The sequence below is a fragment of the uncultured Dysosmobacter sp. genome (assembly GCF_947631165.1).
Taxonomy (GTDB): Bacteria; Bacillota; Clostridia; order Oscillospirales; family Oscillospiraceae; genus Oscillibacter.
In genome coordinates, this window is the sequence record NZ_CANRKH010000039.1 from 1 (window position 1) to 23,186 (window position 23,186).

17 protein-coding genes are annotated in these 23,186 nt (G+C 61.8%); 3 read left to right on the top strand and 14 right to left on the bottom strand.

The window, feature by feature from the left end; genetic code table 11:
* A partial coding sequence (locus Q0Z69_RS13970) for a recombinase family protein (RefSeq protein ID WP_298034853.1) occupies positions 1–1,248 on the top strand: 1,248 nt, incomplete at its 5' end.
* 117 nt (positions 1,249–1,365) lie between these two features.
* Here the strand turns inward: Q0Z69_RS13970 and nifJ are convergent.
* On the bottom strand, positions 1,366–4,902 hold the full coding sequence (gene nifJ, locus Q0Z69_RS13975; protein WP_298034856.1) for a pyruvate:ferredoxin (flavodoxin) oxidoreductase: 3,537 nt from the start codon (positions 4,900–4,902) through the stop codon (positions 1,366–1,368).
* Positions 4,903–5,205: 303 nt separating this feature from the next.
* Here nifJ and Q0Z69_RS13980 point away from each other — a divergent pair, with 303 nt between their 5' ends.
* Entirely contained in the window at positions 5,206–6,723 is a 1,518-nt protein-coding gene (locus Q0Z69_RS13980; protein ID WP_298034858.1) for a YifB family Mg chelatase-like AAA ATPase, read from the top strand.
* A gap of 274 nt (positions 6,724–6,997) precedes the next feature.
* On the opposite strand, the gene Q0Z69_RS13985 is transcribed toward Q0Z69_RS13980, so the two are convergent.
* The 9 genes from Q0Z69_RS13985 to Q0Z69_RS14025 all read right to left on the bottom strand — a co-directional run bounded on the left by Q0Z69_RS13985 (position 6,998) and on the right by Q0Z69_RS14025 (position 16,780).
* On the bottom strand, positions 6,998–7,624 hold the full coding sequence (locus Q0Z69_RS13985; RefSeq protein WP_298034861.1) for a flavodoxin family protein: 627 nt from the start codon (positions 7,622–7,624) through the stop codon (positions 6,998–7,000).
* 79 nt (positions 7,625–7,703) lie between these two features.
* Positions 7,704–8,591, bottom strand: a complete 888-nt coding sequence (locus Q0Z69_RS13990) for a DMT family transporter (RefSeq protein WP_298034863.1) — start codon at positions 8,589–8,591, stop codon at positions 7,704–7,706.
* 7 nt (positions 8,592–8,598) lie between these two features.
* A complete protein-coding gene (locus Q0Z69_RS13995; protein ID WP_298034866.1) occupies positions 8,599–8,946 on the bottom strand; it encodes a 2-dehydro-3-deoxyphosphogluconate aldolase in 348 nt (115 codons plus the stop codon).
* 95 nt (positions 8,947–9,041) lie between these two features.
* Positions 9,042–11,051: a TRAP transporter fused permease subunit gene (locus tag Q0Z69_RS14000; protein WP_298034869.1), complete on the bottom strand. Its 2,010-nt coding sequence runs from the start codon at positions 11,049–11,051 to the stop codon at positions 9,042–9,044.
* A 94-nt stretch (positions 11,052–11,145) separates the two neighbouring features.
* Positions 11,146–12,222 (bottom strand): TAXI family TRAP transporter solute-binding subunit, encoded by a 1,077-nt coding sequence (locus tag Q0Z69_RS14005; protein ID WP_298034871.1) that lies wholly within the window; start codon positions 12,220–12,222, stop codon positions 11,146–11,148.
* 81 nt (positions 12,223–12,303) lie between these two features.
* Entirely contained in the window at positions 12,304–13,383 is a 1,080-nt protein-coding gene (gene pdxA, locus Q0Z69_RS14010) for a 4-hydroxythreonine-4-phosphate dehydrogenase PdxA (RefSeq protein ID WP_298034873.1), read from the bottom strand.
* A 35-nt stretch (positions 13,384–13,418) separates the two neighbouring features.
* Complete coding sequence (dapA, locus tag Q0Z69_RS14015; protein ID WP_298034877.1) at positions 13,419–14,330, bottom strand: 4-hydroxy-tetrahydrodipicolinate synthase; 912 nt, start codon at positions 14,328–14,330, stop codon at positions 13,419–13,421.
* A 26-nt stretch (positions 14,331–14,356) separates the two neighbouring features.
* Positions 14,357–15,511 carry an iron-containing alcohol dehydrogenase gene (locus Q0Z69_RS14020; RefSeq protein ID WP_298034878.1) on the bottom strand — a complete coding sequence of 385 codons (1,155 nt, stop codon included), beginning with the start codon at positions 15,509–15,511 and terminating at the stop codon, positions 14,357–14,359.
* Between the two features lie 12 nt (positions 15,512–15,523).
* Positions 15,524–16,780 (bottom strand): four-carbon acid sugar kinase family protein, encoded by a 1,257-nt coding sequence (locus tag Q0Z69_RS14025; protein ID WP_298034880.1) that lies wholly within the window; start codon positions 16,778–16,780, stop codon positions 15,524–15,526.
* A 242-nt stretch (positions 16,781–17,022) separates the two neighbouring features.
* Here Q0Z69_RS14025 and Q0Z69_RS14030 point away from each other — a divergent pair, with 242 nt between their 5' ends.
* A complete protein-coding gene (locus Q0Z69_RS14030; protein WP_298034882.1) occupies positions 17,023–18,807 on the top strand; it encodes a sigma-54-dependent transcriptional regulator in 1,785 nt (594 codons plus the stop codon).
* A gap of 94 nt (positions 18,808–18,901) precedes the next feature.
* Here Q0Z69_RS14030 and Q0Z69_RS14035 read toward each other — a convergent pair whose 3' ends face one another.
* The 4 genes from Q0Z69_RS14035 to Q0Z69_RS14050 all read right to left on the bottom strand — a co-directional run bounded on the left by Q0Z69_RS14035 (position 18,902) and on the right by Q0Z69_RS14050 (position 23,041).
* Entirely contained in the window at positions 18,902–19,939 is a 1,038-nt protein-coding gene (locus tag Q0Z69_RS14035; RefSeq protein WP_298034884.1) for an endonuclease/exonuclease/phosphatase family protein, read from the bottom strand.
* Positions 19,936–20,967, bottom strand: a complete 1,032-nt coding sequence (locus tag Q0Z69_RS14040; protein ID WP_298034887.1) for a LacI family DNA-binding transcriptional regulator — start codon at positions 20,965–20,967, stop codon at positions 19,936–19,938. Before Q0Z69_RS14040 ends, Q0Z69_RS14035 begins: the two co-directional genes overlap by 4 nt.
* Positions 20,936–21,646: a hypothetical protein gene (locus Q0Z69_RS14045; RefSeq protein WP_298034888.1), complete on the bottom strand. Its 711-nt coding sequence runs from the start codon at positions 21,644–21,646 to the stop codon at positions 20,936–20,938. The genes Q0Z69_RS14040 and Q0Z69_RS14045 overlap by 32 nt, the downstream gene beginning before the upstream one ends.
* 150 nt (positions 21,647–21,796) lie before the next feature.
* The gene (locus Q0Z69_RS14050) at positions 21,797–23,041 is read right to left on the bottom strand and encodes an ABC transporter substrate-binding protein (protein ID WP_298034891.1); all 1,245 of its coding nucleotides are present in this window, start codon (positions 23,039–23,041) and stop codon (positions 21,797–21,799) included.
* Positions 23,042–23,186: the final 145 nt, after the last annotated feature.

Consider the following 23,186-nt stretch of genomic DNA (forward strand, 5'->3'; position numbering starts at 1 on the left):
CTTTATGCGAGGTTAACTAACGAATTTTATTGCCGCGATACCAGCCGGAAGATACGGGCTGTGCAAAAGGCAAAGGGCGAGCGCGGGATGACGTTGACCTACAACGTCCCCTATGGCTACGTGAAGGACCCGGAGAACCCCGGACGCTGGAAGATCGACCCGGAGGCCGCCGCCGTTGTGAAACGCATCTTCGACCTGTGCATGGAGGGACGTGGGCCGAGTCAAATCGCCAATCAACTCAAAGCCGATAAAGTGCTGACTCCTGTGGCATACAAGAAACAGCAGGGCCGCAAGACACCTCACCCCGACCCGGAGACCCCTTACAGCTGGGAAAGCAGCACTGTAGCCGACATTCTGGAACGGCGGGAATACACCGGCTGTACGGTGAACTTTAAGACCTACACCAATTCCATCTGGGACAAGAAGCGTCGGGAAAATCCCATCGAAAAGCAGGCTGTTTTTCCCGGCACCCACGAGGCCATCGTGGATGGAGATGTGTTCGAGAAAGTCCAGGAGATTCGGCAGCAGCGGCACAGGTGTACCAGGACAGGCAGAAGCAGTATGTTCTCCGGGCTGGTCTACTGCTCCGACTGCGGGAGCAAGCTGTACTATGGCGCTACCAACAACTACAAGCCGGAAAACGCTTTCTTCGATTGCTCTTTGCACTGGAAGCGAAAGGACAAATGCGGTACGCACTATATCAGCGAGAAGGTGCTGAGCCGTCTTGTCCTAAAGCATATCCAGCTTGTAACAGAGTACATCCTGCGGTACGAAGCCCACTTCCGGGCGGTCATGGAGCGCCGGCTGCGGCTGGAGAGCGATGAGAAGATCAGGGCCGACCGCAAGAAGCTGGAGCGCGGCGAGAAACGCATCGCAGAGCTGAAACGCTTATTCGTGAAGATCTACGAGGACAACGCCAGCGGACGGCTGAATGATGAGCGGTTCGATATGCTGAGCCAGAGTTACGAGGCCGAGCAGAAGCAGCTGGAGGCGGAGGTCGCGGCCCTGCGGAAAGAGATCGAGGTACAGGCAGAACAGAACGAGAGTATTGACAGGTTCATCCGGAAGGCGAAGAAGTACACCGGCATCACTACCCTTGACGCCTACACGCTGCACGAGTTGGTATCCGCCATCTATGTGGACGCGCCGGACAAGAGCAGCGGGAAGCGGCGCCAGCACATCCACATCAAGTATGATGGGCCGGGTTTCATCCCGCTGGATGAACTGATGAAAGAGGAAACGGCGTGACCGGAGTCACGCCGTACCCCTTGAAAACACTGGTTTTTCCCATTTTTACGCTAACACTGTTTTACGAGCAGCGGCCTTTGCGGACCTTCCTTTTTTATATCGCCGGATGCAGAAGCATCAGCCCTCGTACATGGCCTTCAGCTTCAGCAGGTGCTCGTAGCGCTCCATAGCGCTCTTCTCGTTGCGCTCGAACAGGACGCTGGCACGCTCGGGGAACTCGCGGGTCAGACGGCTGTAACGGGCCTCGTTCATCAGGAACTCCTGATAGCCGCCGGCCGGCGCCTTGGAATCCAGGGTGAACTTGCCGCCCTCGGCAGCGGGGTTGAACCGGAACAGGTTCCAGTAGCCGCACTCCACAGCCTTCTTCATTTCCTTCTGGCAGTTCATCATGCCGCCCTTGATGCTGTGCATCTCGCAGGGAGCATAGCCGATGATGAGGGAGGGACCATGATAGGCCTCGGCCTCCTTGATGGCCTTCAGGGTCTGAGCGGGATTGGCGCCCATGGCCACCTGGGCCACATAGATGTAGCCGTAGCTCATAGCGATCTCCGCCAGGGACTTCTTCTTGATCTCCTTACCGGCAGCCGCGAACTGAGCGACCTGGCCGATGTTGGAGGCCTTGGAAGCCTGTCCGCCGGTGTTGGAATAGACCTCGGTATCAAAGACGAAGATGTTCACATCGTTGCCGGAAGCCAGGACATGGTCCACGCCGCCGAAGCCGATGTCGTAAGCCCAGCCGTCGCCGCCGAAGATCCACATGGACTTCTTGGACAGATACTCCTTGCTCTCCAGGATCTCCTTGCAGTTGGCGCAGCCAGCAGCGGCGCCATTCTCCAGAACGGCAACCAGGGCCTTGGTGGCCTCGGCGTTGGCCTCGCCGTCGTCCTTGCTGTCCAGGTAAGCCTGGATGGCGGACTTGGTATCGGCGGGAACAGCCTCATCGGCGGCCATAGCCTCCAGCTTGTCGATCAGGCTGTTGCGGATGGCCTGCTGGCCCAGGAACATGCCCAGACCGTGCTCAGCGTTATCCTCGAACAGGGAGTTGGACCAGGCGGGGCCGTGGCCTTCCTTGTTGGTGCAGTAAGGAGAAGTAGCGGCGGGACCGCCCCAGATGGAGGAGCAGCCGGTGGCGTTGGAGATGTACATCCGGTCGCCGAACAGCTGCGTGATCAGGCGGGCGTAGCTGGTCTCGGCACAGCCGGCGCAGGAGCCGGAGAACTCCAGCATGGGCTGCTTGAACTGGCTGCCCTTAACGGTGTTGTCCTGCATATCCTTCTTCTCAGAGACCTCAGCGACGCAGTAGTTGAACACATCCTGCTGCGCGGCCTCCTGCTCCTGAGCCACCATGCTCAGAGCGCCCACGGGGCAGATGCCCACGCACACGCCGCAGCCCATGCAGTCCAGAGGAGACACGGCCATGGTGTACTTGTAAACACCCTTGCCCTTGCCGGCCTTCACGTCCACGATCTTGGCGGCGGCGGGAGCCTTGGCGGCCTCCTCCTCGGTCAGTGCGTAGGGACGGATGGTGGCGTGGGGGCAGACATAAGCGCAGTTATTGCACTGGATGCACTTGGTGGAATCCCAGGTAGGAACGGACACGGCCACGCCGCGCTTCTCATAAGCGGCGGCTCCCAGCTCGAACTGGCCGTCCACATGCTTGACGAAGGCGGAGACGGGCAGGCTGTCGCCGTCCATCTTGCCCACGGGGTTCAGAATGGTCTTGACCTGCTCCACCAGCTCGGGCTTGCCGGCCAGAACGGTGGTGTCGGCCGCATCCTGGGCGTCGGCCCAGTCGGCGGGCACGTCGAACTTCTTGTAAGCGGTGGCGCCGGCGTCGATGGCCTTGTGGTTCATATCCACCACGTCCTGGCCCTTCTTCAGATAGGAGTGAGTGGCGGCGTCCTTCATGTACTGGATGGCCTCAGCCTCGGGCATGACCTTCGCCAGAGAGAAGAAGGCGGACTGCAGGATGGTGTTGGTGCGCTTGCCCATGCCGATCTCTTTGGCCAGGTCGATGGCGTTGATGGTGTAGACCTGGATGTTGTTCTTGGCAATATAGTGCTTGGAGGCGGCGTCCAGATGATGGCTCAGCTCCTCGTCGTTCCACTGGCAATTGATCAGGAACACGCCGCCGGGCTTCACGTCGCGGACGATGGGGAAGCCCTTGGTGATGTACGCGGGCACGTGGCAGGCCACAAAGTCGGCCTTGTTGATGTAGTAAGAAGACTTGATGGCCTTGTCGCCGAAGCGCAGGTGGCTGACGGTCACGCCGCCGGTCTTCTTGGAGTCGTACTGGAAGTATGCCTGTACGTTCTTGTCGGTGTGGTCGCCGATGATCTTGATGGAGTTCTTGTTGGCGCCGACGGTGCCGTCGCCGCCCAGGCCCCAGAACTTGCAGGCGATGGTGCCGGCGGGAGCCACGCCGGGGGCGGGCTTCTCCTCCAGGCTGAGGTGGGTGACGTCGTCCACGATGCCGATGGTGAACTGACGCTTGGGCTCGTCCTTGGCCAGCTCGTCATACACAGCGAATACGCTGCGGGGCGGGGTATCCTTGCTGCCCAGGCCGTAGCGGCCGCCGATGACCTTGATGTCGTGCTTGCCGGCATTGGCCAGCGCGGTGACCACGTCCATGTACAGAGGCTCGCCCAGGGAGCCGGGCTCCTTGGTGCGGTCCAGCACGGCGATCTTCTTGCAGGTGGCGGGGATGGCGGCGATCAGCTTCTCCGCCTTGAAGGGGCGATACAGATGGACTTTGATCATGCCGACCTTCTCGCCCTGGGCGGTCATGTAGTCGATGACCTCCTCGGCCACGTTGCAGATGGAGCCCATGGCGATGATGACGCGCTCGGCGTCGGGCGCACCATAGTAGTTGAACAGCTGGTAATCGGTGCCAAGCTTCTCGTTGATCTTGCCCATGTACTTCTCCACCACGTCGGGCAGAGCGTCGTAGTAGGGGTTGCAGGCCTCACGATGCTGGAAGAAGATATCGCCGTTCTCATGAGAGCCGCGCATATTGGGACGCTCGGGATTCAGAGCGTGCTTGCGGAACGCCGCCACGGCGTCCATATCGGTCATTTCCTTCAGGTCCTCGTAGTCCCAGCAGGCGACCTTCTGGATCTCGTGGGAAGTGCGGAAACCGTCGAAGAAGTTGATGAAGGGAACGCGGCCCTCAATGGCAGCCAGATGGGCCACGGGAGCCAGGTCCATGATCTCCTGGGGATCATTCTCGCACAGCATGGCAAAGCCGGTCTGGCGGCAGGCCATCACGTCGGAATGATCGCCGAAGATGTTCAGCGCGTGGGTCGAAACGGTACGTGCAGACACGTGGAACACGCAGGGCAACAGTTCGCCGGCGATCTTATACATATTGGGGATCATCAGCAGCAGGCCCTGGGAAGCCGTGTAGGTGGTGGTCATCGCGCCCGCGGCCAGGGAGCCGTGAACGGTGCCGGAGGCGCCTGCCTCGGACTGCATCTCGCACACCTTGACCGTGGTGCCGAAGATGTTTTTCTGACCAGCGGCGGACCACTGGTCGACCAAGTCTGCCATGGGAGAAGACGGGGTTATCGGATAGATGCCCGCCACTTCGGTAAACGCATAGCTGACATATGCAGCCGCGTTGTTACCGTCCATGGACTTGAACTTTCTTGCCATAAACTCTTACCTCCTATAAATTCGCTGCCCTGGGGCAGCAAGCTTGCCGGAACACGAGATACGGTCTCTCCTCCGGATACTCATGCGTTCTTATTATATCATGTGTTTTTGGCCCTGTAAACCAGCGCTTTGTTATTTTTTGCGCAAATTTTTTCCTTTTCTGCGGATGCTCCAAAAGCCTTTCCTTTTTTTGTTTATTTTTTCATGAACCGCTTCCCCGCCAGGCATTTCTATGATACAATCCCAGCAGAGATCACCTCCGGCGGCTGTCCGCCGGATATCACCGGATATGGGAGGCATCCTATGGTTGTGACAGTACGTTCCCTGGGCCTGAACGGCATCAGCGGCTATGAGGTCAGCGCCGAGTGCTTTTTGTCCGGCGGTCTGCCCGCTTTCGACGTGGTGGGCCTGCCGGACGCCGCTGTGCGGGAGGCCCGGGAACGGGTCCGGGCGGCAGTGAAAAACTGCGGCGCCAAATTTCCCGTCAGCCGCATCACCGTGAACCTGGCCCCCGCCGGGCAGAAAAAGGCAGGCACCGTCTACGATCTGCCCATTTTCGTAGGCATCCTGGCGGCCGGCGGCGATCTTCCGCCTCTGCCCAGGGATGCGGCGTTTTTGGGCGAGCTGTCCCTCACCGGCGCCCTGCGGGGCGTCACCGGCGTGCTGCCCATGGCCCTGGCGGCGCAGGCGGCGGGTATCCGAGAGCTGTTCGTCCCGGCGGAAAACGCCGCTGAAGCGACCCTGGCCGGCGGGCTGACGGTCTACGGCGTCCCCGATGTGAAAGCCCTGGTGTCCCACCTGAAGGGCGAAGTCCGCCTCTCCCCCTCCCCCGCCTGGAAAACGGAGCCGGCGGCCGCCGGCCTGCCGGACCTGCGGGACGTGATGGGCCAGGAGAATGTGAAGCGGGCGCTGGAGATCGCCGCCGCGGGCGGCCACAACCTGCTGCTCATCGGCTCTCCCGGCGCCGGCAAATCCATGCTGGCCAAGCGCCTGCCCTCCATCCTGCCGGATATGACCCGGGAGGAAGCGCTGGAGGTGTCCGGCATTTGGTCCGTGGCAGGGCTGGCGGACCCACAGCACCCCCTGCTGGCCCGCCGTCCCTTCCGCAGTCCTCATCACACCACCTCCGCCGCGGCCCTGGCAGGCGGCGGTCCCGCCATGCGCCCCGGCGAGATCTCCCTGGCCCACAACGGCGTGCTGTTTTTGGACGAGCTGCCGGAATTCCACCGGGACGTGCTGGAGGCCATGCGCCAGCCTCTGGAGGACGGCGAGGTGACGGTGGCCCGGGCGGGCGGCACGCTCCACATGCCCGCCCGGTTCCAGCTGGTGTGTGCCATGAATCCCTGCCGCTGCGGCTGGCGGGGCCACCCCTCCGCCAAATGCACCTGCTCGGACCGGGAGGTGGAGAAATATGTGGAGAAGATCTCCGGTCCTCTGCTGGACCGCATCGACCTCCATGTGAATGTCCCCTCAGTGGAGTATGAGGCCATGCGCCGGCGGGAAACGCCGGAGTCCTCCGCCGATGTGAAGCGGCGGGTGGACGCCGCCCGGGCCGTTCAGGCCCGGCGCTTCCAGGGCACGGGCGTCACCTGCAACGCCTATATGGTCCCCAGCCAGATCGCATCGTTTTGCCGTCTGGACAGCGCCGGGGACGCCCTGATGCAGAGCGCCTTCTCCCGCATGGGACTGACGGCCCGCTCCCACGACCGCATCCTGCGGGTCGCCCGGACCATCGCGGACCTGGACGGGGCGGCGGACATCGGAGCCGTTCACCTGGCGGAGGCCATCCAATATCGGAACACGGATATTCTGAAGGGGTGATCGGGGCCCCCGCGAAAACCCAGCGCAGCGGTTTTCGTGGGGAGAGGAGGAAGGAATGGAGCGGGCGAAGTTTTGCCGAAGGCGAAACGCGGCAGAGCGAAATTTCTTCCGACGAGGCGGAGGCCATCCAATATCGGAACACGGATATTCTGAAGGGTTAACAGGCGGTTTCCCCTGTTCCTGCCATATGGAAAAGCCGCCGCTTTTTCGCGGCGGCTTTTCCGTTCCCCGGCGGCGTTCTCTTGACCGCCGCTCATGAAACAGGCAGTATTCTTTATCGAATAAAATTCATCATAGGGCGCGGGGCGCTCTCCGGCGCAGGCACCTTGCTCTCCGCCAGCACCTTCACCATCCAGGCCATGTTGCGGCCAAGCTTGGCGGCCACCTCCATGCCCTCGGCGTCCTTCAGCACCTCTCCCGGCTCGGCGCCGTGGACCACGCCCCAGTAGTCGGAGGTGACGATGACCATCTCCATACAGTCCATAGCGGCCAGGAGCTGGTGATAGGTCTCCGTGCCGCCGGAGCGCCGCAGCGTGCACAGTGCGCCGCCCACCTTCCGGCGGAACTGGTTTTCCCCGCAGCCCGCCGCCAGCATCAGGCGGTCGATGACGCACTTCATGCCTCCCGCGATGCCGGCGTGATAGACGGGGGAGGCCAGCAGGATACCGTCGGCTTCGACGCAGGCGGCGATGATGTCGTTCACGCCGTCATCGTTCCGCACGCACCGGAGGCTGCCGGTGTCCAGGCAGTGGTAGCAGGCCATGCAGGGATGGACGTTGGGGCCGGGCTGAAAGATCTGGAATTCCACGCCCGCGGCTTCCACCTCCTGGCGGACAGCGTTCAGCAGCAGGGCGGTGTTGCCGTTTTTCCGGGGACTGCCGTTGATGGCCACGATCTTCATAGTGTGGACCTCCTCATGATGTAGTAACATCATTATACAGGATGTTTGCCGGCTTGGCAACCCGCCTGGACGTGTCCGGTCAGGACGCGTCCGGCGCACCGCCGTTCTGCCGCTCCTGCCGGTAGTGCAGGAACAGCAGGACGGACGCCAGAATGATCAGGGTATAGGCCAACAGGCTGATCGCCCCCGGGATCTGCCCGAACAGCACATAGCCCAGCAGGCCGGAAAAAATGATCTGGGAGCTGTCATAGATGGAGATATCCTTCGGCGCGGCGTAGCAGTAGGCGCCGGTGAGTGCATACTGGGCCGCCGTGCAGGAGCTGCCCGCCAGCAGCATGAAGAGCACCTGCCGGCCGGACATGGGCGTCCAATACAGCAGGCTGGGCACCAGGGCCACCAGGGTCGACACCGCGCAGAACAAAAACACGATCACGGAGCTGTCGATCTCATGGCTGCCCCGCAGCGCCCGCAGCGCCACATGGGCAGCGCCGGAGACGACCCCGCCCAGCAAAGCCACGCAGGTGGCAAAACCCACTGACGACAGGTTGGACAGGACCAGGAGCAGGCTCCCTGCCAGGGCCAAAGCGATGCACCCCAGCTGCGCCCGGCTGACCCGTTCCTTTAAGAAGAGCGCCGCGAACAAAATGGCGAAAAACGGGCTCAGCTTGTTCAGGGAGTTGGAGCTGGCCAGCAGCAGGTGGTCGATGGCGTAATAGTTGCAGAACACCCCCGCCATACCGCAGAGGACCCGCGCCGTCAGCGGGATGCCGCAGCCCGCGGGGATACGGATGGGAATACGCCGAAAGGCCAGAATCCCGCCGGACACCAGCATCGCCACCAGATTGCGGAACAGCGCCTTCTGAAAAAACGGAAGCTCTCCCGCCAGATTCACAAAGGCGCTCATCAGCGCGAAAAAGAAGGATGATGTGACGATCAGCGCGATGCCCTTGCTTTTTTTCGCTGTCATAAAGCCCTTACTTTTGCAGGATGTGGATGGCAAAGCCGCCGAATTCCCCGTCCAGATAGATGTTCTTCAGTTTCCCGTCCTCGTTATAGGCTGCGGTGTCCATGTTGAAGGCAAAGCCCTTTTCCTTCAGCTCCTCCACCGCGGCGGTCAGGTCCTCCGTCCGCATGGCGATGTGGCCGTTGGTCCCCAGGAAGGGCGCTTTCATGCACTCAAAATAGTCGCCGGCAAACTCGGATTTCTGGCCGTGGCGGGGCGTCAGGTTAAACATCCCGCTCAGCAGCAGGGCCAGCTTGCCTGCGTCCTCCGGGCTGCCGGTATTGATGCCCACATGCACCAGTTCAAATTTGTTTTCCATAGTATCTCTTCTTTCCAAAAGGCCGCCGGAAGACGGCCTTTTTTTATCTGATGGACACGGAGCGGCCCCCAGTGGGCCGCTCCGTGAGAGAGGCGTCAGGCAGCGGTCTTGACTTTCTGCCTCTTGGAGTAGATCAGGCACCATGCCACCAGCACAGCGCCCATGGCGACGCCGATGATGTCGTTGATCGCGCCGGGCAGGATGAACATGATGGCGGCCACAAAGAACAGGATCCGCTCCACAACGTTCAGGATCTTGCCCATGTAGCCCGCCACGCCGGCAGCCAGGAAGAAGGTGGCGCAGGCGGTCATCACGCAGGAGATCAGGATCTCGCCCACCGTGCCGATCAGCAGGATGGAGGGCCGGTACACGAACATGAAGGGCGCGATGAAGGCGGTGATGGCGAAGAAGAACGCCTTCCAGCCGGTCTTCCAGGCGCTGGCGTTGGCGATGCCGGCAGCGGTGAAGGAGGCCAGGCACACCGGGGGAGTGATCTGCGCCACAACGCCGAAGTAGAAGATGAACATATTGGCCACCAGAGCCTCCACGCCCAGTCCCTGGATCGCAGAGCAGAACAGGGTGTTGGCGATCAGGTAAGCGGCCACGGTGGGCAGAGCCATGCCCAGCAGCAGGCAGCCGACAGCGGCCACCAGCAGGGCGATCAGCAGGCTGCTGTTGCCGGAGGAGGTGATCAGCTTGGCCACCTTCACGGCCACGCCGGAGCGGACCACGATGCCGATCATGATGCCGCAGGCCGCGGTGGGGATAGCCACGTTGGAAGCCTGGCGGACGCCCTCGATCAGGGTCTCCAGCAGCTGCTTGCCGTTCATGCGGGTATCCTTGGCCAGCATGCACAGCACAATGGACAGCACCGTGCAATAGATAGCCGCCCGGGGCATGGACATGCCAGCGAAGATCATGATGACCAGCAGGATGATGGGGATCAGCCGGTACACGCGGGGCAGGATGGGGCTGCCCTCATATTTCAGGCCGCCGTCTCCGGCGTGCATCTGCTTCTTCTTGGCCAGCAGGTGGACCAGAATGAAGGCCGCGCCGAAATAAGCCAGGGCAGGGATGATAGCCGCTGTAGCGATCTCCATATACTTCATGCCGATCATCTCAGCCATGATGAACGCACCAGCGCCCATGATGGGAGGCATGATCTGGCCGCCGGTGGAGGCCACGGATTCGACAGCGCCGGCCTCTTCAGGGGTATAGCCGGCCTTCTTCATCAGGGGGATGGTCAAAACGCCGGTGGTGGACACGTTGGCCACGGCGGAGCCGGAGATCATGCCCAGCAGGCCGGAGGAGATGACCGCCGCCTTCGCGGGGCCGCCGGCCGTCTTGTCGCTGAGCTTCATGCCCGCATCGATCAGCACTCCGCCGCCGCCGCAGTTGGAGAAGAACGCGCCGAACACCATGAAGTAGAACAGCGTGCCCATAGAGGTGGACAGGGGAGAACCAAAGATGCCGTTCTGGCCCAGCATCAGAGTCTCGCAGAACTGGCCGAAGCTCATGCCGGCAAACCGGAAAATGCCGCTGATGTACTGGCCGAAGAACGCGTAGGCCATAAAGAAGATCAGAACGAAGAACAGCGCCAGGGAGACCACGCGGCGCACGGCCTCCATCACCACGATCAGCAGCAGAACCGCCACCGTCTTATCCAGAGTGGTCATGGGGTCCACGCTGAGCACGCGCAGGTTCAGCGCGTCGGCGTGGGAGAGGAAGTACCAGCAGACCACCAAGGTGCTGCCGATCAGGAACATGTCATAGATCCACCACAGGTTCCGCAGCTTACTGTCTTTGTTTTTGCATTTTTCCGCCATGGGGTTGAACAGGAATACGATGACCAGGGCGAAGCAGAGGTGCAGGGGGATCTGCGCCCAGGGCTGCATGGGCTTGATCAGTTTGATGTACAGCTGGAAAACAGTCATGACCACCGCCAGAGCGGCCAGGGTCCAGTAGCGCCATTTGGGCATGCTCTTCAGCATCCTGGCGATCTTAGAGTCCTCATCAGGTTCGCTGGCCAGCGCGGCGGCCTTGGCGTCCATGTCGAGTTTTCCGGACTCGGCGGCGTCGCCGCTCTTTTTCTTAAAAATACTCATGTATGTTCCTCCTGTTGAAGAAGCGGACGCCGGACCGGCGTCCGCTTCTTTCTTGCAGCAGAGTTTCAGTTATGGGTTGGATATTCCGGGCGGATCACTGGATGTAGCCCATTTCCTTGTAGTACTTCTCAGCGCCGGGATGCAGGGGGTTGCCACCGATCTTCTCGGACTCCATGCAGGTGGTCACATCCCAGGGAGCCAGGGTGTTGTAGGTGTTGACGATGTTGTCGCGGTTCTCGCACAGGGTCTTGGTGATCTGATAGACCACGTCCTCGCTCAGGCTCTCCTTGCAGAAGATGCAGTCGGGGGAGCCGGGCAGGACCAGCTCAGCGTCCTGGCCCTTGAAGGAGCCGGCGGGAACGGTGACGCGGGAAAAGCCCTTCTCGTTGACGAACCAGTCGATGACCTCATCGCCCCACTGCAGGAAGGTCACGTCGCAGGTGGTAGCGATCTCAGCCATGGTAGAGGAGCTGGAGGAGGTGTGATCGATGTAGAAGTCGATCTTGCCGTCCTGCAGAGCGGCCTGGTTCTCAGAGCCGGACTGGTTGGTGATGGAGCCGCCCCAGCTCTCCAGGTCCTCCTGGGTCACGCCGAAGTACTCCAGCAGCAGGTAAGCGCCCTCAGAGTCCATGGAGCCCACGGGGGAGCAGCCGATGCGCAGGGGCAGCTTCTTCTCGAAGACCTCTTCGATGGTGGAGATGTTGTGCTTCTCCAGGAAAGCGTTGTCGATGCAGTTGATGTAGCACACAGCGTTCAGACCGCCCATGACGGCCATGTAGCCGGACGCGGGGGGCTTGCCCAGAGTGCCCTCTTCGCGGGCCCACTTGGCGGGAGCGCCGTTGACGAAGGCCAGGTCCACGGTGCCGTCAGCGAACAGGTAGGGGGCGCCCATGCCGCCGGGGCTGGTGGGCTGCACGTCGACCAGGCCGAAGCCGCCGTCGTTCTCCAGATACTTGCTCATCTCAACGATGGTGTTGTAGGTGGCGGAGCCGACAGCGTCGGAGGAGAATACCAGGGTCTCGCCGGAGAAATCCACGGCGGTGTCCGCAGGCTCTTCCGTCTGGGTCTTGTCGCCCTCATCGGCAGGAGCGGTGTCCTCTTTCCCGCCGCCGCAGGCGACGAGGGACAGGGACATGATCAGTGCAAGAATCAGAGCAAATACTTTTTTCATGTTACTTCTCCCTTCAAAATAGTAGATGGGTTTATTTCTTTTCCGGCTGCTGCACCGGATAAAGACGGAATGAATGGGGACTTATTTCTCTGCCTTGGCGTTGGCCATGCGGATGCCGTAATCCATGGCATTGACCAGGCTCAGCTCGTTGGCGTGGCCGTCTCCGGCGTGGCCGAAGCCGGTGCCGTGGTCCACGCTGGCCCGGATGATGGGCAGTCCCAGCGTCACATTGACGCCGGCCACCGCGTCCCAGTGTCCCTCGGCCTTGTTGTACACAAAGCCCTTGACCTTCAGGGGAATGTGGCCCTGATCGTGATACATGACCACCACGATGTCATACCAGCCGCCCAGCGCCTTGGAGAACACGGTGTCCGGGGGCGTGGGTTTCTTCTCCACGATGTTGATGCCCTCGGCCAGAGCGGCGTCGATAGCAGGCTGGATCTCCTCGATCTCCTCCCGGCCGAACATGCCGTTCTCGCCGCAGTGGGGGTTCAGGCCTGCCACAGCCAGCTTAGGCTCCTTGATGCCAATGGCCTTGCAGCCCTCGTTGGCGATGCGGATCACATCCAGGACCCGGTCCTTCTTGACCCGGTCACAGGCCTCCCGCAGGGAAACGTGGGTGGAGACATGAACGACCCGCAGGTCCTCATGGGCCAACATCATGGTGTACTTGCTGGTGTGGGTGTAGTCGGCGTAGATCTCGGTGTGGCCGCTGTAATGGTGGCCGGCCATGTTGATGGCCTCCTTGCTCAGGGCGTTGGTGATGGTGGCGTCCACCTCGCCGGCCATGGCCAGCTCGATGACCTTCTTCACATACTGGAAGGCAGCCTCGCCGCCCAGAGCGGTGGCGCCCAGGCCGAAGGGCTTGGGAGCCTCGGGGTCGTTGGGAATGTCCTCCGCCTTCACGATGCCCATGTCATAGACGTCGATGGTGCCGTACTCATACCTGGCCTCGCTGACGGCGCTGATGGCCCGCACCTTCATGTCGATGCCGGAGACCTTCTTGGCAGCCTTGGCGGCATACTCCATGCTGGAGGCGTCGCCGATCACCAAGGGGCGGCAGCGGTCGTAGACCGTCTTGTCCGCCAGGGCCTTCACCGTGATCTCCGGGCCGTTGCCGAAGGGGTCGCCCATGGTAATGCCGAGAATGGGTTTGTTCATATGTACTCCTCCTTAAAAAGTGGTAGCTTTTCCGCTCAGCAAACGCCCTTCTCCGCGTTCTCCTTGAGGACGGCCTTCAGCTCCTCGATCCCCTCCTCGCAGAGGTAATTGAAGGGCTTGCGGCAGTCGCCCACGGGATAGCCCAGCAAAGCCACGGCCTTCTTGATGATGGTGTTGGGATTGCCATACTTAAAGACCCGCTGGAGGATCGCCACTGCGTCCTGGGCCTCCTGGGCCTTTTCCAGATCGCCCGCCATGAAATAGTCATAGATGGAGGCGATGGTCTTGGGCCACAGATTGGCCCGTCCGGCCACGCCGCCGGCGCCGCCCTCCTTCAGGCAGGGGAGGATATTGCCGTCGTTCCCGGCCAGCACGGCGAAGTCCTTGCCGATGTCCCGGGTCTCCCGGATATAGGCCTTCAGGTTTTCCAGGTCGCCGCTGGAGTCCTTGGCGCCCATGATGACGTCCACGTCCTTCGCCAGCTTGGCCACGGTCTCGGGCAGCAGCTTGTTGCCGGTGCGGGCGGGGATGTTGTACAGCACGATGGGGATATTCACATGCTTGGCCACCTCGCAGTAATGGTCATACAGCTCCTTCTGGCTGGCCAGGGCGAAGCTGGGCGTGATGATGGACAGTACGTCGGCGCCCATCTCCTCGGCCCGCTTGCTCATGTAGATGGTGTCCCGGGTTGAGATGCAGCCGGTGCCCGCGTACACGGGGATGCGGCCCTTCACCTGATCGATGGTGGCCTCCAGGACCTCCTCCTTCTCCTTCAGGCTCAGGATATAGCCCTCGCCGTTGGTGCCGAAGGGGAAAATGCCGTGGACGCCGCCGGCGATCTGACGCTCGATCTGATTGCGGAGTTCGGGGATGTTGACGCTTTCGTCCTCGGGATTCATAGGGGTTATGACGGGTGGAATGATGCCCTTGATCTCTACGTTCTTCATCTTGCTCTTCTCCTTATCAAAATCTCTTACAGGACTTCCTGATAGATCCTCCGGGCGTCGTCGGGCGTGACCTCCCGCATGTTGTTCACCAGCAGGCGGGTCACTTCCATGCCGGAAGCCACCAGGGCCTCCAGATCCTCCTTGGGCACGCCGAACTCGGTGAGGCTGGTGGGGATGTCCAGGTGCTTCACGATGCCTTCCAGCTTGGCGATGACAGCGGCGCTCTTCTCCTCCACCGTGGCGGCGGAGCCGTGGAAGCAGCGGTCATAGACCTCGGCCAGCTTGCCGCGGATGGCAGGCTCGTTGAACCGCATCACCGGAGCCAGCAGGATGGCGTTGGACACGCCGTGGGCGATGTGATACTTGCCGCCCAAGGGATAGCTCAGGGCGTGGACGGCGGTGGTGCCGGAGGCGGTGATGGCTACGCCGGCATAGAAGCTGGCCAGCAGCATCTTGTTCTTGGCGTCCATGGCTTCGGGATCGTCGCAGGCGGTCTCGATGTTGGCCAGGATCATCTCCAGAGCCTGCATGGCAAAAATGTCGCTGAAGGGATTGGCCTTGTTGCTGGTGTAGCACTCGATGGCATGGGCCAGCGCGTCCACGCCAGTGGCGGCGGCGATCTTCCGGGGCAGCTTCTTGATCATCACGGCGTCCAGGATGACATAGTCCGCGATCATATTGGTGTTGACGATGCCCACCTTCAGCTGCTTCTCAGGCACGGCCACGATGGCGTTGGGGGTCGCCTCGGAGCCGGTGCCGGCGGTGGTGGGGATCATCAGGGTCGGGATGCACTTCTTGGCGCGGCCCGGGGTGTCCAGCAGCTCCTTGATGCCGTATTCGTCAGTCATCAGAATGGAGGACAGCTTGGCGGTATCCATCACGGAGCCGCCGCCCACGGCCATGATGAAGTCGGCGCCGTAGGCCTTGCACTGGTCCACCAGCTTCTGCGCTTCCATGTAGGTCGGCTCAGCGGGCAGATCGTCCAGGATGGTGTACTCCACGCCGGTCTCCTTGACCTTGGCCATGGGGAAATCCAGCAGACCGGCGCCCTCGATGCCCTTGTCTGTGAACACGGCCAGGTGCTTCACCTGGTTCTCCGTGAAAATGTCCAGGATCTTATGTAAGGCGTCCTCGCCGCTGAACACGGCATGGGGCATTTTCAGTTCGTATTTTGTCAGCATGATGTCTCCTCCTCACGTTTTTGCGGCCCCTACAAGGGCAGCCAATTCACAAAACAGTTCCGGTTCGCCGAAGCCGCCGGATTTTGAGATGATGTGATAGGTCTTTCCCCGGTAGGTGAAGTGGGTCAGCACCGAGCCGGTGGCCACCTCGCACACAGGGGTCAGCTCCGCCACGCCCACCTGCCGCATCAGAGCCAGCAGCGTGTCGCCGCCGGTGCACAGCAGCGTGGCGTCCAGGCCGCCGTCCAGCAGCCGCTGCATCAGGGCCGCCAGGTTGGTGGATATCCGCACCCGCAGGTCCTCTGTGGTCAGTCCCTGTTCCGCAGCATACCGGACAGTGGCGTCACTGTCCTCCGGGTCGTTGACGTCCAGTATGAACCGCTTTTTTTCGGCAGCGCAGACCAGCCAGCGGCCCACCGCCTCGCCGCAGTCCTCTCCGGCGGGCCAGTCCTTTTCCAGCTTCTGGACCGGCTCCAGATGGATATGTATGAAGCCGTCGTCCTCCGCCGTCCGCATCTGCCGCAGCGTCACCGGGTTCACGCTGCCGCAGGCCACGAAAAAGGCGGGCGCCAGCTTGGGGAACGCCGGAGCCTGGCCATCCAGCTTCAGGATATTGGCCAGCGCCGCGGCAAAGCCGGCACACCCGGCGGACAGCCGCAGGCCCTCGGCGCCCAGCTGCAGGCCGGTCCGCATCAGGTCCTCGTCGCTGTCCGCGTCATAGACCTGGATGCCGGGACGGCTCTCCGCCGGTGCCTGCTCCATTCGCTGGTGCAGCACCACCGGCGTCTCCGCCTGCTCGGCGATGATGTCGGCCACGGCGGAGTGACGGACCGGCTCGAAGGGATCCTGTCCGAACACGCTCTCGGCCACCGGCACGCCGCCGATGTAGTGCACACCGTTCCGGGTCGTCCGGTCCATCTTGGGAAAGGCCGGCAGAAACGCCAGGCTTTCCGCCCCGGCGGCATCCAGCACCGCCGTCAGCTCCGCGCCGATGTTGCCCCGCAGGGCGGAATCCGTTTTTTTATACACATAGGTGAATCCGGCGTCCAGGGCGTCCCTCACAGCCCGCTTCACCACGGCATAGGCCCGCTCCGCCGGCAGATGCCGGGTCTCGGCGTCCAGCACCAGCACCTGGATCTCCTGTCCGGCCTGAGAGAAGTCATAGGATGGATCCGTCACCACGCAGGTCCGTGCGCCCCGTGCGGCGAACTGCACGCCCGTATCCAGCGCCCCCGTAAAATCATCCGCAAGGATCAGCAGCTTAACCATATCGTCCCCCTTGCATGCGTTCATTTTTGAAACACTGTATCTAGTCACATATTTACTTTCACATTTTTTCTAAAAACTTGACCAGTTCTTTTCTTTCTTTGGTTTTATTTTACAAAGCGCATTTCGTTTTAACAATCATTTTACCTGCAAAAAACGTTTATCTTTGAAACAGCATTAAAAACGCTTGCCTTCTTTTTGTGTATTTGGTATAATATGTTCAGATTCTTAACACAGGAGGGCTTATGGACGACCGTTTTCGGGTTCTGGGCATCGCACCCTATGAGGGCATGAAAACCCTGATGTCCGGTCTGGCGGAGGAGTATCCGCAGATGGAATTCACCCTGTTCGTGGGCGACCGGGAGGAAGGCCTGGAGATCGCCAAAAGCAATTTCCACGGTAATTACGACGTGGTCATCTCCCGCGGCGGAACCGCCAAAATGCTGCGCAGGAGCCTGTCCCTGCCGGTGGTGGAGATCGAGATGTCCATCTACGACACGCTCTGCGCCATTCGGCTGGCGGGCGGGACCTCCGGCAGGATCGCCATCGTCGCCGCCCCGGACACCCTGAGCAGCGCCCAGGAGCTCAGCGGCCTGACAGACCACACCCTGGAGATCTTTACATACGACACCAACAGCTCCCTGGAGGCCATCCTGCCCCAGCTGCAGAAGGAGCAGTATCAGGCCATCCTGTGCGACATGGTGGCGGACACCACTGCCAAGCGCCTGGGCATCAGCTCCTTCCTGATCACCTCCTCCGTGGGCAGCATCCGAAAGGCCTTTGAACAGGCCCTGCTGCTCTGCCAGAGCCAGCGGCATCTGCGGGAAGAGAACCTGTTTTTCCGGGAGCTGCTTCAGGGCCAGATCGGCCAGACTGTGGTGTTTGACAGCAGCGGCAGCCTGTTCCTCTCCACACTGGAGGACCCTCAGCCCAAGCTGCTGGCCCTGCTGCGCCGGGAGCTGCCGGATTCCCAGGAAAAGACGGAGCGGCGGGTCATCCGCAATGTGGGCGGTATGCTGTACTCCATCCGGGCGCGCCGTATCGACTCCGGCAGCCTCTCCTACACCGCCTTTTTCGTGGACGCCCGGAAAACGCCCCTGTCCTCCAACCAGGTGGGCATCCGCTTCTCAACCCGGCCGGAGGCTGAAAACGCCTTTTACAACAGTGTATTCAGCTTCGCCGGCAACATCGGCGACTTTCAGAGCAAGATCGCCAAGGTCAGCCAGAGCAGCGCTCCCGTGATGGTCACCGGTGAGGACGGCACCGGAAAGGAATCCATGGTCAGCGTGCTGTATATGCGCAGCTCTCTGCAAAACGACCCTTTGATCTCCATCAACTGCAGCATGCTGAACGACAAGAGCTGGGCCTTTTTGATGGAGCACCATAACTCCCCCCTGGCGGATGAGAAAAACACCCTGTATTTCGCCAGCATCGACGTGCTGTCCCAAGAGCGCCAGCAGCAGCTGCTGGCAGTCCTGTCGGAGATGGAGGTGTGCCGCCGGAATCGGGTCATCTTTTCCTGCGTCTGCCAGCCGGGAGAATCCATCTCTCCCGTCGGTTCCCTGTTCAGCGACAAGCTGTGCTGCCTGTCCCTGTGCCTGCCGCCCCTGCGGCAGATGGCGGAGCGCATCCCCACGCTGGTGAACCTGTCTCTGAGCCAGCTGAACGCCGATCTGTCCCGCCGCATCGTGGGGGTCGAGCCGGAGGCTATGACGCTGCTGCAAAACTTCCAGTGGCCCCACAACTACACCCAGTTCCGCCGGGTCATCATGGATCTGGCGGTCACCGCCCCGGATCAGATCATCACCGCCGACCAGGTGCGGCAGTTCCTTCGGAAGGAACGGCATGTGGGTGTATTCACTCCCCACGCGGAGAACGCCGCCGTGCCTCTGGACCTGAGCCGCACTCTAGACGAGATCAGCAAGGACATCGCTCTGCGGGTCGTGCAGGAGACTGGCGGCAACCAGACAGCCGCCGCCAAACGTCTGGGTATCAGCCGGACGACGCTCTGGCGGCTGCTGCAGTCCTGATCCGGGGAAGCAGGCAGCGCCGCTTCGATGCCATTATATATTCAAACAGCCGCGAAAAAAGCCGCCCCGAAGGGCGGCTTTTTCATCTTTTTTATCATTTCTTCCATGCGCAGGCGGCCCAGACCGCGTTGTGGTCCGACAGCTCCCGCCCGCCGAAAGCCTCCAGCGGAGAGCCGGGGACGGCAAAGGGCCAGGTCTCCCGGCAGGTGGAGATGGTGCGGCTGTCCACAGGGTCCAGGTCCCGCAGCAGCAGCCAGTCCAGCCGCAGGTCCAAATGACCGCCGTCGGGCAGGGGCTTGCGGCGGGTCAGCACAGGCTGCTCCGGCACGGCCCGGTAGCCTGCCGCCTCCGCCGCGGGCAGGCAGCCCTCCCATTGGAACACGTCCTCCAGGCAGCGGCGCTGCAGGGCCGGGTCTCCGGCGATCTCCCGAATGGCATCCTTGTCCCGGCCATCGAAGGTGTTGGTGTTCAGATCGCCGCCCAGGACCACCGGCATCCCGGCAAACATCTCGTCGGCGGCCCGCAGGATCGCCTCCAGCTGGACCTGCCGCCCCAGGCCGTGGGTGCGGTTCTCCAGATGGATGGTGGCTGCGCCCACACTGGTCCCGCGAACGTCCAGCTCCGCCAGAATGGCCAGACGGCCGCCAATGCGGCGCTGGCGGTCAAAATACCAGTTATACTGCTCGGGCAGGCGGACGATCTTGGCCCGCCTGATGGGCCAGCGGGAGAAGATGGCGTTGCCGTGGAAGCCCTTGGTGTCCCCGCCGTTGGCCAGCTCGATGAATTCCAAGCCAAATACATAATTCATGCCCAGCCGCTCCGCCAGCTCCCGGGCGGTGTCCCGCTGACCGGATCGGACGCAGCCGTCGTCCAGCTCGTTGGCCAGGATCACGTCATAGGGCTGGATCTCTGGGCAAGTCTCCAAAAAGTCGCCCAGCTCCGCCAGGTGGACGCCCCGCTCCATATTGAACACCAGTGCGCCCAGCGCCTCCGGCGCTTCGGCAGGCGCAGGGGCGATGTTATGGATCTCCGCCTGTTCAAATTGGGGGATGCAGGCCATGATCTCCGCCTGCGAGGCGTGCTCCAGCAGCGCGCCCAGACGCTGGCGCTCTTCGTTGGGTATTCCCTTCATCGGATCCTTGCCTCCTTCTTGTTTTTCGCGCAGGTGGAGCGGATCATCAGCTCCGGCTCCAGCAAATCCACCGTTTTGGCCGTATTGCCCTGTATCTGCTCCAGCAGGCGCTCCATGGCGATCCGTCCCTGCTGAAATTTGCGCTGGGACACGGTGGTCAGGTGGATGCGAGACAAAGCGGCAAAGCCGATATTGTCGTAACCCACCAGGGAAAAGTCCTCAGGGACCTGGAGGTCTTGTTCCTCCGCCGCCTCCAGGATCTTCAGGGCGGTGACGTCGGAAAAGGCAAACACAGCGTCAGGCAGTGGACCGTTCAGCAGCTCCACCGCTTGGTCATAACTCCACTGGCGCAGCTCACTAACGGCGTCCGGCGCAGGCAGGTCCCGCCCCTCCAGACCGGCCTCCTCCAGCGCACGGTAAAACCCCCGCAGCCGCAGCTCGCGGGTGCGGGAAGCAGCCCGGCCGCCCAGAAACAGGATGTCCCGATGGCCCAGCCGCAGCAGATACCGGGTCGCGGCATAGGCCCCCGCCTCGTTGTCCGCCACCACATAGCTGCGCTCCTGGTTGTGGTTCACTCCCAAATAAACACAGGGCAGATCTCCCAGCAGGGCGCGGTGCCGGGCCTGGGACTGGATGGAGACAGGGGAGATCAGGATGCCGTCGATCTGACGGGCCAGGAAGTTGTCGATGGCCCGCAGCTCCTGCTCCGGATCCCGCATGGAGTTGCTCAGCAGGACCCGGTAGCCGTGCTGGGCGGCGGTCTGCTCGATGGCGGTGGTCATGCCGGAGAAATAGGGGTTGGACACGTCCGGCACCACCAGGCCGATGGTGTGGGTCGATTGTCCCGCCAGTCCCCGGGCGGCGGCATTGGGCACATAGCCCAGCTGGGTGCAGGCAGCCCGCACGGCGGCTTTGGTCTCCTGGCTGATCTCCGGCCGGTCGTCCAGCGCCCGGGACACCGTGGCAAAGCTGACGCCAGCCAGGGCAGCCACGTCCTTAATCGTCGCTCGCTTCTTCATCGTCCTCATAAAACAGCATGGCCTCCTCCTGGGCGGAGCGGAAGGCCGCAGGGCCTTTTCCGGAGGCCTCCGGCCCGAACAGCGCCTCTTGAGCCGCTTCTTCCGCGGACAGCTCTTCCGGCGCAGGCTGCGTGGTTTCCGGCCCGGCGGTTTTGGGAGGCTCCGTTGCGGCGGGGCGCCGCTCCTTCCGCTTTGCCTGCCGGGCGGCGTCCTTCTCCATGGCCTCCCGCAGCTCCTCCTGGATGGTCTTTCTATGGTTCAGCGCAGGATTTCTGCGCTTCATCTGCAAATAAATAGGCCAGGAGATCAAATTTCCCAGCAGCACTGGCGCCAGGCCGTACATGGAGATCAGCGCCAGCATATTGGTCCGGGCCGCGCCCTCCAGCAGCATGGCCGCCGCGTAAAACATGCACAGAGCCACCGCCAGACCGGCGAAGCCATAGGGGACGACCCGCTTGTCCTTCAGCAAAAACAACAGGCAGCAGACAGCGGTGCCCAAAACGGCAATCACCAGCGCGTGGACCACTGTGGTAGCCAGACCGATTTCCAGCGTCACATGCCGGTACAGGGGACCGGCCAACAGGGCATACAGCACGCCGTAAACGCACAGGTCCAGCATCGCCGCGCCAAGGGCGGCGATGGCTATGGGGCTTTTTCTTCGGTTTTGCTTGTCAATAAAAAAACTCATCGTTCTTTCACCTTCCGCCGGTCAACGGACCGGCGGCGTTGATTTTGGCTGCTGGCAGGCGTGCTGCCCTTTGTCTGCTGGGGATATGAAACACGGCGGGCGGACAACCGCCCGCCGTGCCTGATCTAGCCGGCGCGGCAGAGGCTGAAATCAGCCGAGCATCTGCCAGAAGTCGCGGACCGTGTTGTAGTTGTAGTAGATCTCGTCAGCGTCGAAGGGCGCTACATTGATCTCGGAGTACGGCGTGGAGCCCTCAGCAGGCTCGATATCGTCGCGGACAGGCCAGCCGCCCAGGGTGTTGAAGGGCTTGTAGCCGGAGGTATCGCCGTCAGTGCCGCCCATCATGAAGCGGACCAGCAGCTTGGCGGCAGAGGGATGGGGATTGCCTTCCACGATGTACAGAGTGTTGACGGCGGGGATGCCGGTGTCAGGCTCCAGGTTCACGGGGGCGAACACCCAGCCATTCTCCTCGGCCTTGCGCAGCTTGGAGGAAGCGCAGAAGCCCACGGGCGGATTGGTCTGGCCGGGGGTCCCCACAGCCTCGGCGATCTCGTCGGAGGAAGAGGTGTAAACAGGCTCATTGGCGTGCAGGCGCTTTAGGAACTCATAGCCGGCGTTCTCACAGCCGTCGGAGAGGGCCAACTCCTCGCCGTACAGATCCTTATAGGCATCAGCCAGGCGCTGAGGCTCCTCGCCCACGCAGAAGCCGGCGATCCAGGAGCCCCAAGCCAGGTTATCCAGGGGGTTCTGCATCATGATGCGGCCCTTCCACTCAGGCTCGGTCAGCTGCCACAGGTTGGTGATGGGGGAGCCGTCGGGATAGGCCTCCGTGTTGTAGAACAGCTGGGTCAGCTCGATGTACAGGGGGGTCGCAGTGGCGGTGTAGGAGGGGTCGATGTGGGAGAAGATCTCAGCAGGCTGATAGTTGTAGAAGATCTTGTTGGCCACATACTCCTTCCACATGGAGCCGTCCTGGTCCTTGATATGGACCACGTCGGCGGTGGGGGAACCGGCCTCATACTCGCGGGAAACCTTTTCCAGCAGGTCGTTGGTGGAGATGTCGAAGGGGACGCACTCCAGGCCGGGATACTTTTCCATAAAAGCATCTGCCACCTTGGTGCAGCGGGAGGAGATGGAGTACAGGGTCACAGTGGCGCCTTCCTCCAGGGCCTTTTCATACAGCTCCTCGTCGGTCTCGTCGGTCACATAGATGCCGGAGGACTTCTCCCACTCGGTCAGATCGCTCTCAGCAGGAGCGGCAGGCTCTTGGGTCTCGGTGCCGGTGTCAGCGGGAGCTTCGGGAGTGGCAGCATCCTTGCCGCCGCCGCAGGCGGTGAGGCTCAGGAGCATGACCAGGGCCAGCAGGGCGGCCAGCCAGTTCTTGTGTTTCAACATGGTTCTTTTCCTCCTTAAATTTCTTCCAGAGTCGTTATTTCAGCGGCGTCCGCCGCAGAGGCACGGGTTCAGATGCAGTACTTGATGAGGTTTTCGCTGTTGGTGTCGAAAATGTTGATCTTCTTGGGGTCGAAGCCCAGGTAGA